The sequence below is a fragment of the Streptomyces siamensis genome (assembly GCF_039543605.1).
GTDB classification, from domain to species: domain Bacteria; phylum Actinomycetota; class Actinomycetes; order Streptomycetales; family Streptomycetaceae; genus Streptomyces; species Streptomyces siamensis.
In genome coordinates, this window is the sequence record NZ_BAABKB010000044.1 from 61,785 (window position 1) to 77,017 (window position 15,233).

15 protein-coding genes and 1 pseudogene are annotated in these 15,233 nt (G+C 72.1%); 4 read left to right on the top strand and 12 right to left on the bottom strand.

Annotated features, from left to right (window positions below):
• Positions 1–27: 27 nt before the first annotated feature.
• Entirely contained in the window at positions 28–1,251 is a 1,224-nt protein-coding gene (locus ABEB03_RS39950; RefSeq protein WP_345657896.1) for an RNA-guided endonuclease InsQ/TnpB family protein, read from the top strand.
• A gap of 60 nt (positions 1,252–1,311) precedes the next feature.
• Here ABEB03_RS39950 and ABEB03_RS39955 read toward each other — a convergent pair whose 3' ends face one another.
• The gene (locus ABEB03_RS39955; RefSeq protein ID WP_345657897.1) at positions 1,312–2,142 is read right to left on the bottom strand and encodes an alpha/beta fold hydrolase; all 831 of its coding nucleotides are present in this window, start codon (positions 2,140–2,142) and stop codon (positions 1,312–1,314) included.
• A gap of 126 nt (positions 2,143–2,268) precedes the next feature.
• Between ABEB03_RS39955 and ABEB03_RS39960 the strand changes: the two genes are divergently transcribed.
• Positions 2,269–2,718 carry a MarR family winged helix-turn-helix transcriptional regulator gene (locus tag ABEB03_RS39960; protein ID WP_345657898.1) on the top strand — a complete coding sequence of 150 codons (450 nt, stop codon included), beginning with the start codon at positions 2,269–2,271 and terminating at the stop codon, positions 2,716–2,718.
• A 35-nt stretch (positions 2,719–2,753) separates the two neighbouring features.
• Here ABEB03_RS39960 and ABEB03_RS39965 read toward each other — a convergent pair whose 3' ends face one another.
• Positions 2,754–3,221, bottom strand: a complete 468-nt coding sequence (locus ABEB03_RS39965; RefSeq protein ID WP_345657899.1) for a zinc-binding dehydrogenase — start codon at positions 3,219–3,221, stop codon at positions 2,754–2,756.
• 254 nt (positions 3,222–3,475) lie between these two features.
• Here ABEB03_RS39965 and rho point away from each other — a divergent pair, with 254 nt between their 5' ends.
• Positions 3,476–4,612, top strand: coding sequence for a transcription termination factor Rho (gene rho, locus ABEB03_RS39970; protein ID WP_345657901.1), 1,137 nt, complete (start codon positions 3,476–3,478; stop codon positions 4,610–4,612).
• A gap of 90 nt (positions 4,613–4,702) precedes the next feature.
• Positions 4,703–5,557: pseudogene (locus tag ABEB03_RS39975) on the top strand (D-alanyl-D-alanine carboxypeptidase family protein); the annotation flags it as partial.
• Positions 5,558–5,616: 59 nt separating this feature from the next.
• On the opposite strand, the gene ABEB03_RS39980 reads toward ABEB03_RS39975, so the two are convergent.
• The 10 genes from ABEB03_RS39980 to crcB (ABEB03_RS40025) all read right to left on the bottom strand — a co-directional run bounded on the left by ABEB03_RS39980 (position 5,617) and on the right by crcB (ABEB03_RS40025) (position 15,000).
• Positions 5,617–7,002, bottom strand: a complete 1,386-nt coding sequence (locus ABEB03_RS39980; RefSeq protein WP_345657902.1) for a glycosyltransferase 87 family protein — start codon at positions 7,000–7,002, stop codon at positions 5,617–5,619.
• Entirely contained in the window at positions 6,999–8,576 is a 1,578-nt protein-coding gene (gene mptB / locus ABEB03_RS39985) for a polyprenol phosphomannose-dependent alpha 1,6 mannosyltransferase MptB (protein ID WP_345657903.1), read from the bottom strand. The genes ABEB03_RS39980 and mptB overlap by 4 nt, the downstream gene beginning before the upstream one ends.
• A gap of 72 nt (positions 8,577–8,648) precedes the next feature.
• Entirely contained in the window at positions 8,649–9,581 is a 933-nt protein-coding gene (locus ABEB03_RS39990; protein WP_345657905.1) for a glutaminase, read from the bottom strand.
• Positions 9,582–9,618: 37 nt separating this feature from the next.
• The gene (aspA, locus tag ABEB03_RS39995) at positions 9,619–11,031 is read right to left on the bottom strand and encodes an aspartate ammonia-lyase (protein WP_345657906.1); all 1,413 of its coding nucleotides are present in this window, start codon (positions 11,029–11,031) and stop codon (positions 9,619–9,621) included.
• Between the two features lie 31 nt (positions 11,032–11,062).
• Positions 11,063–12,094 carry an asparaginase gene (locus ABEB03_RS40000; RefSeq protein ID WP_345657908.1) on the bottom strand — a complete coding sequence of 344 codons (1,032 nt, stop codon included), beginning with the start codon at positions 12,092–12,094 and terminating at the stop codon, positions 11,063–11,065.
• 85 nt (positions 12,095–12,179) lie between these two features.
• The gene (locus ABEB03_RS40005) at positions 12,180–12,911 is read right to left on the bottom strand and encodes a FadR/GntR family transcriptional regulator (RefSeq protein ID WP_345657909.1); all 732 of its coding nucleotides are present in this window, start codon (positions 12,909–12,911) and stop codon (positions 12,180–12,182) included.
• Positions 12,912–13,056: 145 nt separating this feature from the next.
• Positions 13,057–13,893 carry an undecaprenyl-diphosphate phosphatase gene (locus ABEB03_RS40010; RefSeq protein ID WP_345657910.1) on the bottom strand — a complete coding sequence of 279 codons (837 nt, stop codon included), beginning with the start codon at positions 13,891–13,893 and terminating at the stop codon, positions 13,057–13,059.
• Positions 13,894–13,976: 83 nt separating this feature from the next.
• Positions 13,977–14,351 carry a fluoride efflux transporter CrcB gene (crcB, locus tag ABEB03_RS40015; protein ID WP_345657912.1) on the bottom strand — a complete coding sequence of 125 codons (375 nt, stop codon included), beginning with the start codon at positions 14,349–14,351 and terminating at the stop codon, positions 13,977–13,979.
• Positions 14,348–14,527 (bottom strand): hypothetical protein, encoded by a 180-nt coding sequence (locus tag ABEB03_RS40020; protein ID WP_345657914.1) that lies wholly within the window; start codon positions 14,525–14,527, stop codon positions 14,348–14,350. The genes crcB (ABEB03_RS40015) and ABEB03_RS40020 overlap by 4 nt, the downstream gene beginning before the upstream one ends.
• Positions 14,524–15,000, bottom strand: coding sequence for a fluoride efflux transporter CrcB (gene crcB, locus ABEB03_RS40025; protein WP_345657915.1), 477 nt, complete (start codon positions 14,998–15,000; stop codon positions 14,524–14,526). Before crcB (ABEB03_RS40025) ends, ABEB03_RS40020 begins: the two co-directional genes overlap by 4 nt.
• Between the last annotated feature and the right edge of the window lie 233 nt (positions 15,001–15,233).

Sequence of the window (15,233 nt, forward strand, 5' to 3'; positions counted from 1 at the left end):
TCAGTCCCCTCGGGTAGGTTCGGGTGTATGACGACAGGAGCGCAGGTATCGGAGGGTGTGGGCCATGCCCGATACACCTTCCGTGTGCGTCTGTCGGCGATGGCGCGTCGTGCGCTCGAGGCCGAGTGGGCGCGGTGCCGGTGGATCTGGAACGAGTGTGTGGCCAAGTCCAAGGCGGTGCACCGGCAGAGCAAGGCGACCGGTGAGAAGCTGACGTGCGGTCCCGCGCAGCTGGACAGGATGCTGACGCAGGCGCGGAGGGTGACGCCGTGGCTGGCCGAGGGCGCGAGCGTTCCGCAACAGCAGGTGATCCGCGACTTCGCCAAGGCCCGTGGGAAAGCCCTGAAGGACATCAAGGACCGGCTGCCGCAGGCTCGGCGTGCCGGGATGCCCCGTTGGAAGAAGAAGCGGGACAGCCGGCCGAGTCTGAACTACACCCGGCGCGGATTTAGCGTGAAGGACGGCCGTCTGCACCTGGCGGGGAACATCGTGGTGAGGGTGGTGTGGTCGCGGGAGCTTCCGGCCGAGCCGTCCAGCGTGCGCGTGTACCAGGACACGCTGGGTCACTGGTACGCGTCCTTTGTCGTACCTGCCCTGGTCGAGCCGCTGCCGGCGACGGGCCGGGTCCTCGGGGTGGACTGGGGTGTGAAGGAGATTGCCACCACCACCTCCGATGCCCACGATCTGCCGCACGCCGAGCGTGGCCGCAAGGCCGCGCAAAGACTGGCCCGCTACCAGCGCATGATGGCCCGCCGCCGGCGCCCCAAGGCACAGCCCGCGTCGAACGGATACCGCACCGCGCAGACGCAGGCCGCGAAGCTGAACAAGAAGGTGGCCCGGCAGCGTGAGGACAGTGCCCGCAAGTGGGCGAAGTCCGTGGTGCGCGACCACGACGTGGTGGCGGTGGAGGACTTCCGGCCGAAGTTCCTCGCGAAGACCACCATGGCCCGCAAGGCAGCCGACGCCGCCATCGGCGCCACCAAGAAAGCCCTGATCGAGATGGGCCGCAAGCACGGGCGCGATGTCCGCCTGGTGCACCCCGCGCACACCACCATGGACTGTGCGCAGTGCGGAGCGAGAACCAAGCACGCACTGCCTCTCTCGGAACGAACGTACGCCTGCACCGCGTGCGGAGCCGTGTCCCCACGGGACAAGAACTCCGCCCGCGTGATGCTCATCCGGGCAGGTCTGAACCCGGACGGTGTCGAGGGCGCAAGACCGCCTGGGCTGCCGGCCCAGACGGCAGCCTGAGCCGTACATCCCCACTCAACCCTGAAGGCTGGAACCTCCACCCTTCAGAAAGGGGAGCAGTCAAAGCAGTGTGCGCAGCCGCTCCGCGAAGCCCTGGGGATGGGTGAGGTTGCCGTTGTGGCCGCCGGGGAAGTGGACGAGCTCGGCGCCGAGTCCGGCCGCCAGTTCTTCCGCGCACCGGTAGTCGAACACGGCCCGCGGGGTGGTGCGTCCGGCGGCGGGCACGATGCGGACCGGGCCCGCCGCGAGCGCGCGGATCTCGTGCGGGTGGAGTTCGGCTCGGGTCATCGTGGGCGCGTCGTGCGCGACGAAGAAGGTGAAGTTCGCCTCGCGGGAGGCGTCCAACGGGGGCGTTCTGACGCCTGGTTCGGTCTCCTGCCGAGCGGGATCGATGCCGAGGATCTCGCCGATCCTGCGGACTCCGGCGATCCAGCCGTCGCGGCGGAAGACGGTGCACATGTCGTCCAGTTCCCGCTGCGCGCGCAGGCGTTCGGCTTCGGGCAGCAGGCCCGGTATGGCCGGCTCGTGCGCGACGAGCACGCCCAGTCGGCCGGGATGGCGCTGTGCGAGGCGCAGTCCGATCACGGCGCCCATGCTGCAGCCGAGCATGCGCGCGGGCTCGTCGGTGAGTTCGGCCAGCAGCCGGTTCACGTCGTCGACGTGCTCGTCGAGCGTGGCTCCGCGGGCCGGATCGTCGATGACGCTGCGGGACAGCCCCCGGCGGTCGTAGGTGACGACGGTGTAGGTGTCGACGAGGTGGCCGACCATGGCGTCGCTGCGGTCGGCATCGCCTTCGCCGCTCTGCGAGACGAGCAACAGCGGTCCGTCGCCGCGCACTTGGTAGTGGAGCGTGGCACCGGGGACCTGGAGCTTTCCGGACGTGGCGTTCATGGCGGGCTCCTGTCGGGGTGGGTGCGTCATTGTTCCGTGGCGCTCCACCAAGCTAATCCATCATTTCTGATGCATCAAGAGTGATGAATCTATTTTGATGCATCACTCTTGATGTAACCTGCGGGCATGAACGGAGCGGAACTCTTCCTCCTGGGCCGGACCTTGATGAAGATCGGCGAGGAGGCCATCCCCACCGAGGGGGTCGGTCGACGGTCCACCAGCACCCGGTCCATGCTGATCGTGATGCTCGACGTGTACGCCCACCCGGACACGACGGTCGGCGAGGTCGCCGCGCGCACGGGGCTGCCCCAGAGCGCCGTGTCCGCCTGCGTCGCGCGGCTCAAGGAGGCGGGATCGGTGCTCACGACGACCGACCCCGCCGACCGCCGGCGCTCACTGCTGCGGCAGAACCCGGAGATCACCGGCCGGCGGGCCGAGGTCGCGGCGGCCCCGGTCGACGAGGCACTCGGCGCCGCGCTCGGCACCGACGACCCCGCGGCCCTCGCGGAGACGGTCGCCCTCCTGGAGCAACTGGCGGAACGCCTGTCGCCCAAGGTGCTCGGCCGCCTGCGCTGAGACGGCACCCAGGCCCGCGCCCCCGGGCCACCGGCTCACCCGGCGTCCAGCACCGCCTTGCCCCGCAGCCGCCGGCTGCCCAGCGTGCCCACCGCCTCCGCGATCCGGTCCCACGGCCCGCACCGGCCGACTGGCACACTCAGCCTGCCGGCCTTCACCAACGCGAGGCGCCTGGTCGGCGGCACCCGACAGTCCGTCAGGCCTGCGCCGTCGTACACCGATACGACGGTCCCGGGGACCGGGCTGCCCAAGGTCGAGCCGACGGGCAGGAACGCCTCGCGGCATGACACCCGGTCGACGCTCAGGAGCGTGCCGCCCGGTGCCAACAGCGCGTAGACCGCCATCAGTTGGGTGCCGCCCACTGCGCCGATCACGACGTCGATCGGCTCCTCGACACCCCCGAGGCCGATCCGGCGCTCTTCCCGCCGAAGCCGCCCGTACGGACCCCGCGCCTCGCATCCCCACCGCACCGACGCGAGGCGTGGTAGTCTCCGAAACAGCACCCATGTGCGATCCCCTTCGGATCGCCGGTGTCAGTTTCTCTCTCTCCGCTGTCGCGCCCGTCGACGAACGACCGGCCGATCAGCTTCTTGGCACCACCTCCTGAAAGCGGTCACGGACTGTTCCGTCCCGCCGCCCGCGAGGTGATGTTCCCGCCGCGCCGAGGCGCGCCGTCACCGGCCCTCGGCCTTCCTTCGCGGCCTCTCACCCCTTCCCCGCATGTCCCGTGCACCTCGTCCTTGAAAGGACCTCTCTCATGACCACCACACTCGAACGCACCCCTGTGCAGCAGCCCCGGCCGCAGGCCGTCACCGGTGTCCTCGACATCGACGGCAGCGGGAAGGGCCACCTGCGCGCCATGGACTGTCTGCCCTCGAACGCCGACCTCCAGGTCTCCCCCGCCCTGATCAGCCGTCACGGCCTGCGCAGGGGTGACACGATCGAGGGCGTACGCGGCGCGGCCCGCGCGCTCACCGAGGTCGAGCGCGTCAACGGCCGTACGCCCCAGGAGCTGCGCCGCCGCCCCCACTTCCGTGACCTCACCCCGCTGCACCCGCGCGACCGGCTGCGTCTGGAACACCCGGCGAGCGGCCTGGCCGGACGCGTCATGGACCTCGTCGCACCGGTCGGCAAGGGCCAGCGCGGCCTGATCGTCGCGCCGCCCAAGACCGGCAAGACCGTACTGCTCCAGCAGCTCGCCGCCGCGATCGCCGGCAACCATCCCGAATGCCGGCTGATGGTGCTGCTGCTCGACGAGCGCCCCGAGGAAGTGACCGACATGCGGCGCTCGGTCCGCGGGGAGGTCTACGCCTCCACCTTCGACAAGTCCCCCAAGCAGCACATCGCGCTCGCCGAACTCGTGATGGAACGCGCCAAGCGGCTGGTCGAGCAGGGCGAGCACGTCGTCGTCCTGATGGATTCCCTCACCCGGCTGTGCCGGGCGCACAACAACGCCGCCGGCTCCGGTGGCCGCACCCTCAGCGGCGGCGTCGACGCGGGCGCCGTGCTCGGCCCCAAGCGGTTCTTCGGCGCGGCACGCCTCGCCGAGGAGGGCGGCTCGCTCACCGTCCTCGCCACCGCCCTGGTGGACACCGGTTCCCGCGCCGACGGCTACTTCTTCGAGGAGCTCAAGAGCACCGGCAACATGGAAATCCGCCTGGACCGCGATCTGGCGTCCCGGCGTGTCTTCCCGGCCGTCGACATCACCCCGTCCGGCACCCGCCGCGAGGAACTCCTCATTCCGGCGGCCGAATTGGCGGCCGTACGCGGCCTGCGCCGGGCACTGGCCACCCGTGACGGCCAGGCCGGTGTCGAAACCCTCCTGGAGCGGCTGCGGGCCACCCCGGACAACGCGGCCTTCCTGCGGCGGGTCCAACCGACACTGCCCGCCTGACCTCCCCCGCGTGTGCCATCCGGGTACTCGCTGCGGCCGTTCGGGCCTGGCGTCCGGGTCCAGGGCCGCTCGGTTCCTACGTTGATCAGTATGACCATCGGATTCTCATCCCGACTCGCCGCATCGCGGGCCGCCGCCTGCCGCGCCGCCGTCTCCTGCTCCGTCGTCTGCGTGGTCGGAGCACTGGCCCTCGCGCCGAGTCCGGCCGAGGCCCGGATCGGCACGGACCCGGGCGCGGCCCGGCCGACGGCATCGCCACCGCCCCTGTACCGGTCGGGGACGCACGTACGGCCACAGGCAGGTGCGCCCGAGGTCCCCGAGGACGTCTCCGCGCTGTCGTGGCTGGTGGCCGACGCCCGCACCGGCGACGTGCTCGCCGCGCACAACGCCCATCGCAGGCTGCCGCCCGCCAGCACCCTCAAGACGCTGTTCGCCCTCACCGTCATGCCGGCGCTGCCCAGCGGCATCCGGCACACCGTCAAGGAAGCGGAACTCGCGGACGTCGGCGAGGGCAGCAGCCTGGTGGGCGTCGACGCCGGCCACACGTACAAGGTGGCCGACCTGTGGCGCGGCGTCTTCCTCAACTCCGGGAACGACGCCGTGCACGTGCTGGCGTCGATGACCGGTGGATGGCGGGCGACGGCGGCCCGGATGCAGGCCAAGGCCAAGGCCCTCGGCGCGCTCGACACCCGTGTCGTCTCCCCCGACGGGTACGACGCGCCGGGCCAGGTCTCCTCCGCCTACGACCTCGCGGTCTTCGGGCGGGCCGGACTGCGCAACGCGGACTTCGCGCGGTACTGCTCCACCGCGCAGGCCATGTTCCCCGGGGACGGCTACCCGTACCGGATCGAGAACACCAACCGCCTGCTGACCGGTGCCGACGGGGTCGACCCGTACCCGGGCCTGATCGGCATCAAGAACGGCTACACCTCCAAAGCCGGCAACACCCTCATCGCCGCCGCGCGGCACGGCGATCGCACGCTCATCGTCACCGTGATGAACCCTCAGGAAGGCGACGGGTTCGCCGTGTACGAGGAGGCGCGCTCGCTGCTCGACTGGGGGTTCAAGGCGTCCGGGCACGTCGACCCGGTGGGTTCGCTGATCGACACGCGGGGTGTGCCCGCGGCGGGACCCTCCGCACGGCCGGCCGCCCCGGCGTCGCCGCAGGACGACGGGACGAGCTGGCCGGACGCCGCCGGGATCGCCGGCGCGGCCGGGATCGGTGCCGGGGGCGTGGCCCTGGCGCTGCGGCTCAAGGCCGCCCGTTCGGCCCGCGGCTGACCGACGGGCAGCCACAGCAGCAGCCCGAGGGTGATCCACGTGTACGTGTTGCTGCCGAGGAACCCGTCGAGACCCGAGGCGTCGTCGAACCACAGCCACACCACGCTGCTGCACAGCACCGCGTAGAGCGCACCCGCGACGCGCAGGCGGCGCCGGTGCAGCAGCACGGCGAAGGACGGGAGCAGCCAGACGAGATGGTGCACCCAGGTGATCGGGCTGACGAGGCACGCGGTGAGCCCGGTGAGAGCGAACGCGGCCGTCCAGTCGCTCTCGGCCAGGGCGCGGGTGGTCCGCCACACCCACACGCACATCACCAGCAGGGCGACGATCGCCCAGACGGCCCTGCTCGGCTCGTCCGGCGCAACGAGGCGGGCCAGCACGCCCTGCAACGACTGGTTGGAGACATAGCCGAGACGGCCGATGCGGTCCGTGTCCCACAGCGCGTCGGTCCAGTAGAAACGCGAGGCGTCCGGTGCGATCCAGGCCGCCAGGGCGGTGGCCGCCGCGGCGACGGCCGTGGCCACCGCGGCGGCACGCGGGCGGCGGGCGAGCAGCAGCAGGCCGATGAATAGCGCGGGAGTGAGCTTGACCGCCGCGGCCAGACCGATGCCGACGCCCGCCCGGCGGCCCCGGCCGGTGGACAGCAGCCAGGCGTCGCTCAGCACGAGGCCGAGGAGCAGGAGATTGACCTGGCCGAAGCTGAACGTGTCGCGGACCGGTTCGAACAGGGCCAGCAGGCAGCCCGCCACGGCGAAGCCGAACCAGCCGTAGCGGCGCAGGGCGGGCCCGACCAGCACCCACACCACGAACGCCAGCGCCGCCAGGTTGAGGGCGAAGCCCACGACGATCGCGGTGGGCAGCCCCACCAGCGCCATCGGCAGCATGCCGACCGCGGCGAACGGCGGGTACGTGAAGCCGTACGCCGTCCCCGGCACCCGGTAGTCGTAGATCCGGCCGCCGTGGTGGACCCAGGTGTCGACCGTCCCGTAGTACACGCGCAGGTCGAACCAGCCGCGCAGGAGCGGCACCGTGGCGGTGAACACGCCGACGGCGACGGCGAGTGCGAGCAGGCACAGCAGCCGCCCGCGGTCGGTGGCCGGTGCTCTCATGCCGTCCGCTCCCGTACCGGTGTCCGTGCCTGCGTCGCCTGGTGTGCCTGCCAGAGCACCACCAGGGCGAGTGCGCCGCCGGAGAAGGCCAGGACGACCTGGGCGGTGTCGGGCGGGCCCCCGCTCGGCAGCACCGCCAGCGCCAGCACCGCGCTGGCGGCCGCGACCCGCGTGCGCACCGAACCGTCCGGCGCCGCCGCGGAGATGAGGAACAGGCCCCACAGCGCGTACCAGGGCCGGACGGCCGGCCCGAACACGGCCACCGCCGCCAGGCTCAGCCCCAGCGCGTAGACCGGGCCGGGGCGCAACCGCAGCCATATGAACAGCACCACCAGCACGGTCACCGCGAGGCCGGCCGCGTGCCAGAGGGGCAGCGCGAGCGGGGCGAGGCCGCTGCCCAGCTGCTGCAGCACGGCCCCGGTGGCGCGGCCCAGGACGCTGGTCAGCGCCCAGTTGTGCGGGGAGACGGGGGTCTTCAGCGCCGCTATCCAGCCGTAGCCCGTACCGGCCACCGCGGTCGCCGCGACCGTCGTGGCCAGAGCGACAGCGGCCGTGGTCAGCGCCGAGCGCGCCACGCCCCGCCGTCCGCGCAGTGCGACCACGGCCAGCAGGCCGAGGGCGGCTGGCGCCTTCACCAGCGCCGCCAGGGTGACCAGGACGACGCCGAGGACGTGCCACCGGCCGCGCGCGGCGACCAGCCCCATCCCGAGCAGGCCGAGCATGATGGCGTCGTTGTGCGCACCGGCCACCAGGTGGAGCAGGACGAGCGGGTTGAGCGCGCCCAGCCACAGCGCCGCGGCCGGATCGGCGCCGCTGTGCCGGGCGAGGCGGGGCAGCGCCGCCGCCATCAGGGCCACGCCGAGCAGGGCGACCAGCCGCATGCCGAGCAGCCCTGCCGGCACCTCGCCGCGGGTCAGCCCGGACAGGGCGGAGGCGACCGCGAGGAAGACCGGACCGTACGGGGTGGTGGTCTGCTGCCACAGCGGTGCCACCTCGTCGGCGAGCGGGCCACCGAGCTGCGCGGGCCCGTGCGCGTAGACGTCGATGTGCGCGTCGACCATGGCGCCCTGCGCGAGATAGCTGTACACGTCCCTGCTGAACAGCGGGGGCGCCAGCAGCAGCGGTGCCGCCCACACCGCCAGCACCGGCAGCAGGGAGCGGGGTGTCGGCGGGCGGGGGCCGCGGACGACGGTGCCGAGCAGCGCCCAGGCGGCGATCAGCAGGACGACTCCGAAATAGACGCCGACCAGACCGAGTACGGCACGCGCGGACTCGGGGGCGAGCAGGTCCCGCGCGCGCAGTGCCCCGGCCGTCTCACCGCCCAGCGCGAGGAAGGCGGAACCGGCCAGGCCGAGAGCCTGACAGCGGCGGAGATCGACGGGAGAAGCCATGGCCAGCACCCGGGAAGCGTGGCAACGCGAGGTGGCCGGGGAGCGACGTGACGCCTTCCGGGCGGGGGCCGGTGTGTGACCGCCGCGTGGTCGCCGGGCGCCGCGCGCGGACGCCGCACCGAGCGCCACGTGCGGAGGCTCGACCGGAAACCAGGGAGGTACGTCCCGCCGCAAGCCGTACATGGACGCCCCGCCGGAAGCCCTACGTGGACGCCCCGCCGCGAACCGCGCGTGGTCGCCGCGGCGGCGGACGGCTCAGAAGACCGAGAGCCCCGTCAGCGTCGTGAAGCGGTCCAGTGCCGCGACGCCCGCCACCGAGTTGCCCCGTTCGTCCAGTCCCGGGCTCCAGACACAGAGCGTGCAGCGGCCCGGCACCACCGCGATGATGCCGCCGCCGACGCCGCTCTTGCCCGGCAGGCCGACCCGGTAGGCGAAGTCGCCCGCCGCGTCGTACGTGCCGCAGGTCAGCATCACCGCGTTGACCTGCTTGGCCTGGCTGCGGGTGAGCAGCCGGGATCCGTCGGCGCGGATGCCGTGCCGGGCGAGGAATCCGGCGGCCAGCGCGAGGTCGGCACAGGACGCCTCGATCGAGCACTGCTGGAAGTACTGCTTCAGCAGCACCGGCACCGGGTTGTCGATATGGCCGTAGGACGCCATGAAGTGGCCGAGGGCGGCGTTGCGGTCGCCGTGCGCGGCTTCCGAGGAGGCGACCTCCCTGTCGAAGGTGAGGTCCGCGTTGCCGCTCTCCGCGCGCAGGAAGTCGAGCAGCGCGGCCGCGGCGTCGCCCGTCTGGGTCTGCAGCCGGTCCGTGACGACGAGGGCGCCCGCGTTGATGAACGGGTTGCGCGGCATGCCGTTCTCGTACTCCAGTTGGACCAGGGAGTTGAACGGGTTGCCGGAGGGTTCCCGGCCGACGTGCTCCCACAGGGCGTCGCCCTCCCGGGCCAGGTCGAGCGCCAGGGTGAAGACCTTGGTGATGGACTGCGTGGAGAACGGCTGCCGCCAGTCCCCCACGCCGTACACCGTGCCGTCGAGCTCCGCGACGGCCATGCCGAAGCGGCGCGGGTCGCAGGCGGCGAGGGCCGGGATGTAGTCGGCGGGCCGGCCGCGGCCGGGGGTCCGCTCGATGTCCTCGGCGATCCGTTCCAGCACCGGCTGGAACGTCAGGGGCGAGCTCATGATCGCCATTGTGCCTCCGGTCCGGTCCTGGCGCTCTTCGCCGGGTTCAGGCGGCCGGGGCGGCGCTGCCCGCGACGACCTCGGGACGCAGCAGGGCCTCCAGCCGCTCGGCGGGCAACAACCCCTTCTCCAGAACGAGTTCGGCAACGCCGCGTCCGGTGGCGAGGGCTTCCTTGGCGATGTCGGTGGCCGCGGTGTACCCGATGTACGGGTTCAGTGCCGTCACCAGGCCGATGGAGTTCTCCACCGCCGCGCGCAGCACCTCGGTGTTCGCGGTGATCCCGGCGACGCACCGCTCGGCGAGGGTGAGGCAGGCGGCCCGCAGATGGGTGATGCTCTGCGACAGCGCGTGCAGGATGACCGGCTCGAAGGCGTTCAGCTGGAGCTGTCCGGCCTCCGCGGCCATGGTGATGGTCACGTCGTTGCCGATCACCTCGAAGGCGACCTGGTTGACGACCTCGGGGATCACCGGGTTGACCTTGCCGGGCATGATGCTCGAACCCGCCTGCACCGGCGGCAGGTTGATCTCGCCGAAGCCGGCCCGCGGCCCGGACGACAGCAGGCGCAGATCGTTGCAGCTCTTGGAGAGTTTGACGGCGATCCTCTTGAGGACGCCCGACATCTGCACGAAGGCACCACAGTCCTGGGTCGCCTCGACCAGGTTGGCGGCGGTGACCAGTGGCAGTCCGGTGATGTCCGAGAGGTGGCGGCGCGCCGACTCGGCGTATCCGGCGGGGGCGTTGAGGCCGGTCCCGATGGCGGTGGCACCCAGGTTGATCTCGTGGATCAGCTCGACGGCCTCGGCGAGCCGGCCCCGGTCCTCCTCGATCATCACCGCGTACGCCGAGAACTCCTGGCCCAGCGTCATGGGCACCGCGTCCTGGAGCTGGGTCCGCCCCATCTTCAGCACGTCGCGGAACTCGACGGCCTTGGCCGCGAAGGTGTCCTGGAGGACGGCCATCGCCTTGAGCAGCCCGCGCACCGCGAACACGGTCGCGATCTTGACGGCGGTCGGGTAGACGTCGTTGGTCGACTGGCCGAGGTTGACGTCCTCGTTGGGGTGGAGGTGCGCGTACTCGCCCTTGGCGTGTCCGAGCAGTTCGAGGGCCCGGTTGGCGACGACCTCGTTGGCGTTCATGTTGGTCGAGGTGCCGGCGCCGCCCTGGATGACGTCGACGACGAACTGGTCGTGCAGCTTGCCGTCCCGGATCTCGCGGCACGCGGCGACGACGGCCGCCGCTTTGCGGGGTTCCAGCAGACCGAGTTCCTCGTTGGCGCGCGCGGCGGCCTCCTTGACGGCGGCGAGGGCCTCGATCAGGTGCGGGTGGGCGGAGATCGGGGTGCCGGTGACGGGGAAGTTCTCCGTGGCGCGCAGGGTGTGGATGCCCCAGTACGCGTCGGCGGGGACGTCACGGTCTCCGAGCAGGTCGTGTTCACTGCGGTGGGCTGCGCCGGTCATGGGTGTGCGGTCCTCTTCCGGGAGGGTCGGTTCAGGCGTACGTGGGGTGCGTGAGCGGGTCGAGGGCGCGGGCCGGCCGGACGTTCCCGACGACCTCGCCCCCGCCGAGGAGCGGTGCGCCCGCGAACTCGGTGAGTGCTGCGGGGTCGACCCCGCAGCGCGCCAGGGCGGCGGCGGTCACCGGGACGCGCGCCCGGTCGGCGCCGTCGGCGATCTTCACGGCCACGGCCCGGCCGTCCGGCAGCGCGGCGACCTGTACGCCTTCGAAGCCGTCCTTGGCGAGCAGGCCCGGCACGGCGCGCATCAGCGCGGCGACGTCGCGCCCGGTTCCGGAGGCCATCTCGGCGTGTTCGCGCATGGCGTCGGCGACCCTGGCCTCGGGGGTGCCGGGCGCCGCGGTGGTCAGCCGGGCGGCGGCGCGGGCCAGCCCGTGCAGCGAGACGGAGAACAGGGGCGCGCCGCAGCCGTCGACGGTGGTGCGGGCGACGGCCTGGCCGGTGAGGTCCTCGACGGTCTCCGCGATCGTCCGCTGGAGCGGGTGCGCGGGGTCGAGGTAGTCGTCGAGCGTCCAGCCGTTGAGGCGGGCGGTGCAGAGCATGGCCGCGTGCTTGCCCGAGCAGTTCTGGGCGAGCCGGGAGGGCTGGCGCCCGTCGCGCACCCAGATTTCCCGTACGACGGGGTCGAAGGGCAGGTCGGGGACGTTGCGCAGCCGGTCCTCGGGCAGTCCGGCGAGGTCCAGGATGCGCCGGGTCCCGGTGAGGTGGCGTTCTTCGCCGGAGTGGCTGGCGGCGGCCAGCGAGAGCAGTTCGCCGTCCAGGGGCAGTCCGGCGCGCAGCATGGCCACGGCCTGGACGGGCTTGAGCGCCGAGCGGGGGTAGAAGGCGGCCTCGATGTCGCCGATCTGGAGTTCCACGCCGCCGTCGGCGGCGAGGACGACCACGGATCCGTAGTGGATGCCCTCGATCACGCCGCCGCGTACGAGGTGGGCGACGGGGGCGTGCAGCGGTTCGCGCACGGAGGGGGCCTCGGCGGGCCGGGCGGGGTGGGTCAGGGCCGGGTTCACGCGTCGGCTCCTTGGGGTATCGCGGCGGGCCGCGCCGTCGGGGCGGGGGCGCCGTGCTGCGGTACTGCTCGCCGGTGCTGCTCGCTCATGTCCGGGGTCCGCCTTCCGTGGCCGGGTCCGTGGCCTCGGGGCGCACGATGGAGGTGAGGGTGGTCTCGACGCGGTCGAGGTGGTGGGACATGGCCTGGACGGCGTCGTGCTCGGAACCGTCGAACAGCGCCTCGACGATCGCGCGGTGCTCGCGGTTGGACTGCTCGCGCCGGCCCCCCAGTTCGTTCAGGAACGCCGACTGGCGGGCCAGAGCGTCCCGGATCTCCTCGATGACCCGGCGGAAGACCGGGTTCTGCGACGCCTCGGCGACGGCGATGTGGAAGATCGTGTCCATCGCGACCCACGCGGTGGTGTCGGTCTCCCGTTCCATCCGGTCCAGGAGGTGGGCGAGGTGGTCGAGGTTCTCCGGGGTGCGTCGGACGGCCGCGTATCCGGCGACGGGGATCTCGACGTGCCGGCGCACTTCGAGCAGGTCGCTCGCCGCGTAGTCGCCGAAGGTGGGGTCCTCGACCGCACTCGCGACGACGAAGGTGCCCTTGCCGGTGCGCGACACGGTCAGGCCCATGACCTGGAGGGCCCGCAGGGCTTCGCGCAGCACGGGTCGGCTGACTTCGAGGCGGCGGCACAGCTCCGCCTCGGAGGGGAGTTTGTCGCCGATGGCGTAGTCGCCGCGCTCGATGGCGTCGCGGAGGTGGGTGAGCACCGCTTCCATGGCGCTGACGCGCCGCGGTACCGAGCCACCTGTCTGGCTGTCTGACAGGTTCACGGTGGCGATAATCCGTGGGACGAAGGCGCGCTGTCAAGCGACGGCGGGGGCGAGGACGGCCGGAGGTCGGCGGGAGGGGAAACGGATCAGGGGGTGTGAAGCCGGACAACCGGCTTCACACCCCCTGATCCAGCGGCCTGTGGACTCAGCTGTCCAGGGCCCCGGTGGTCAGCAGCCCGAACAGCAGGACGCCGATGACGAGCCGGTAGATCACGAACGCGTTGAAGGAGTGCTTGGCGACGAACTTGAGCAGCCAGGCGATCGAGCCGTAGGCGACCACGAAGGACACGACGGTGCCGACGGCCAGCGGGGCGGCGCCGACGCCCGCGCCCAGGGCGTCCTTGAGCTCGTACAGGCCGGCGCCGGTCAGGGCCGGGATGCCGAGGAAGAAGGAGAGGCGGGTTGCCGCCACGCGGTCCAGGTCCAGGATGAGCGCCGTGGACATCGTGGCGCCCGAGCGGGAGAAGCCCGGGAAGAGCAGGGCGAGGATCTGCGAACTGCCGACCAGCATGGCGTCCTTGAAGGAGGTGTCGTCCTCACCCCGCTTGTGCCGCCCCATCTGGTCCGCGGCCCACATCACACCGCTGCCGACGATCAGCGAGCCCGCCACGACCCAGAGGGAGGCGAGCGGGCCCTCGATCAGCGGCTTGGCGGCCAGGCCCACGACGACGATCGGGATGGTCGCGTAGATGACCCACCAGGCGAACTTGTAGTCGTGGTGCTGCCGCTCCTCCTTGTTCCGCAGGCCGCGCCCCCAGGCGGAGACGATCCGCACGATGTCCTTGAAGAAGTACACGAGCACGGCGGCGATCGCGCCGACCTGGATGACCGCGGAGAACCCGACGACGGCGTCGTCGTCGACGGGAATGCCCATCAGCCCTTCGGTGATCTTGAGGTGACCGGTCGAGGAGACGGGGAGGAACTCGGTGACCCCCTCGACGGCTCCGAGGACGACGGCCTGACCGACGTTGATGACGCTCATGGGATCCAGTTCTGAAGAATTGGTCGACAGTGCTGTAGACGGTACACGGCACAGTCTGGCCTACCCGCGGCGACGCCCGGCACCTACGTCCACAAAGCTTGTGCAAACGAGACCCCGGCGAACGCCGCGCCCAGGCCGGCCGTCACGCTCACGATCACGTTGGCCGCAGCGTAGAACCCCGCCCCCGTCTCCGTCAGCCGCACCGTCTCGTACGAGAACGTCGAGTAGGTGGTCAGCGCCCCGCACAGGCCCGTGCCGATCAGCAGGTGCAGGTGCGGCGAGGCGTGCCCCGAGGCGGCCGCGCCGGTCAGCAGTCCCAGGATGAGGGAGCCCGTCAGGTTGACGACCAGGGTGCCCCACGGGAAGGCCGAGTCGTGCTTCGTCCGGACTGCCCTGTCGGTCAGGTAGCGCAGGGGTGCGCCGACCGCGGCCCCCATGATCACCAGCAGCCAGTTCACAACGACTTCTCACCTTCCCCGCCCCCGGGAAGGACGATCACGCGGTCGTCGCAAACAATCGGTCCGCCGGTGGCGCTGTCTTCGAGCCCCGGCGGGAACAGCGGCTCGTGGTGGCAGGTGTCGTGTTCGCCGGTGAGGACCGTCACGCGCAGGGCGCCGGCCGTCCGCTCCGTCATCGCCGCCTCCCTGCCATGGTGCGGCGGGTCGCCGCCCCGGAGAGCCAGACCGCGGCGAGCGCCGCGATCAGCGTCGCGCCGAGGTAGCCGAACCCGGTCCAGGGGCGTCCCTCGTCGACCAGCCTCTGGATGTCGACGGCGTACGTCGAGAAGGTGGTGAATCCGCCGAGCACCCCGGTGCCGAAGAAGGGCCGCACCAGCCGGTGGGCGACCCACACGTCGGTGATGAGGACCATGAAGACGCCCATCACGGCACAGCCGAGGACGTTCACCCAGAACGTGGTCCAGGGGAACCCGGCCGTCTCGGCGGGCCACAGCCGCGCGGCGCCATAGCGCGCGGTCGCGCCGACCGCGCCGCCGAGGGCGACCATGGCGAGGACCGGCCCCTGGCGCTGCCAGGGGGACGCCGTCCGCGCGGGCGTGCGCACGGGAGCGCCGGGCTCCTCGACTCGTTCGGGACGTGGGGCTGTCATGGGCGCACTTCTCCTACTCGCCGGTCCCGGACGGCTCCGGGCGCACTTCCTCGCAAGTAGGGACCGTTGGCGGCAGCGGTGCCGCGGTTCGGGTACGGCGGGCCCCACCGCCGCGCCGCGACGCAAGATCGCGGCCGCCGGACAGCCTAACGCCGGGAGGACGGCGCACGCACACACGGCCCGGTCCACGACCACCCGGCAGGGACCCGGGCCTCCCCAGCCGAGGGAGCGTT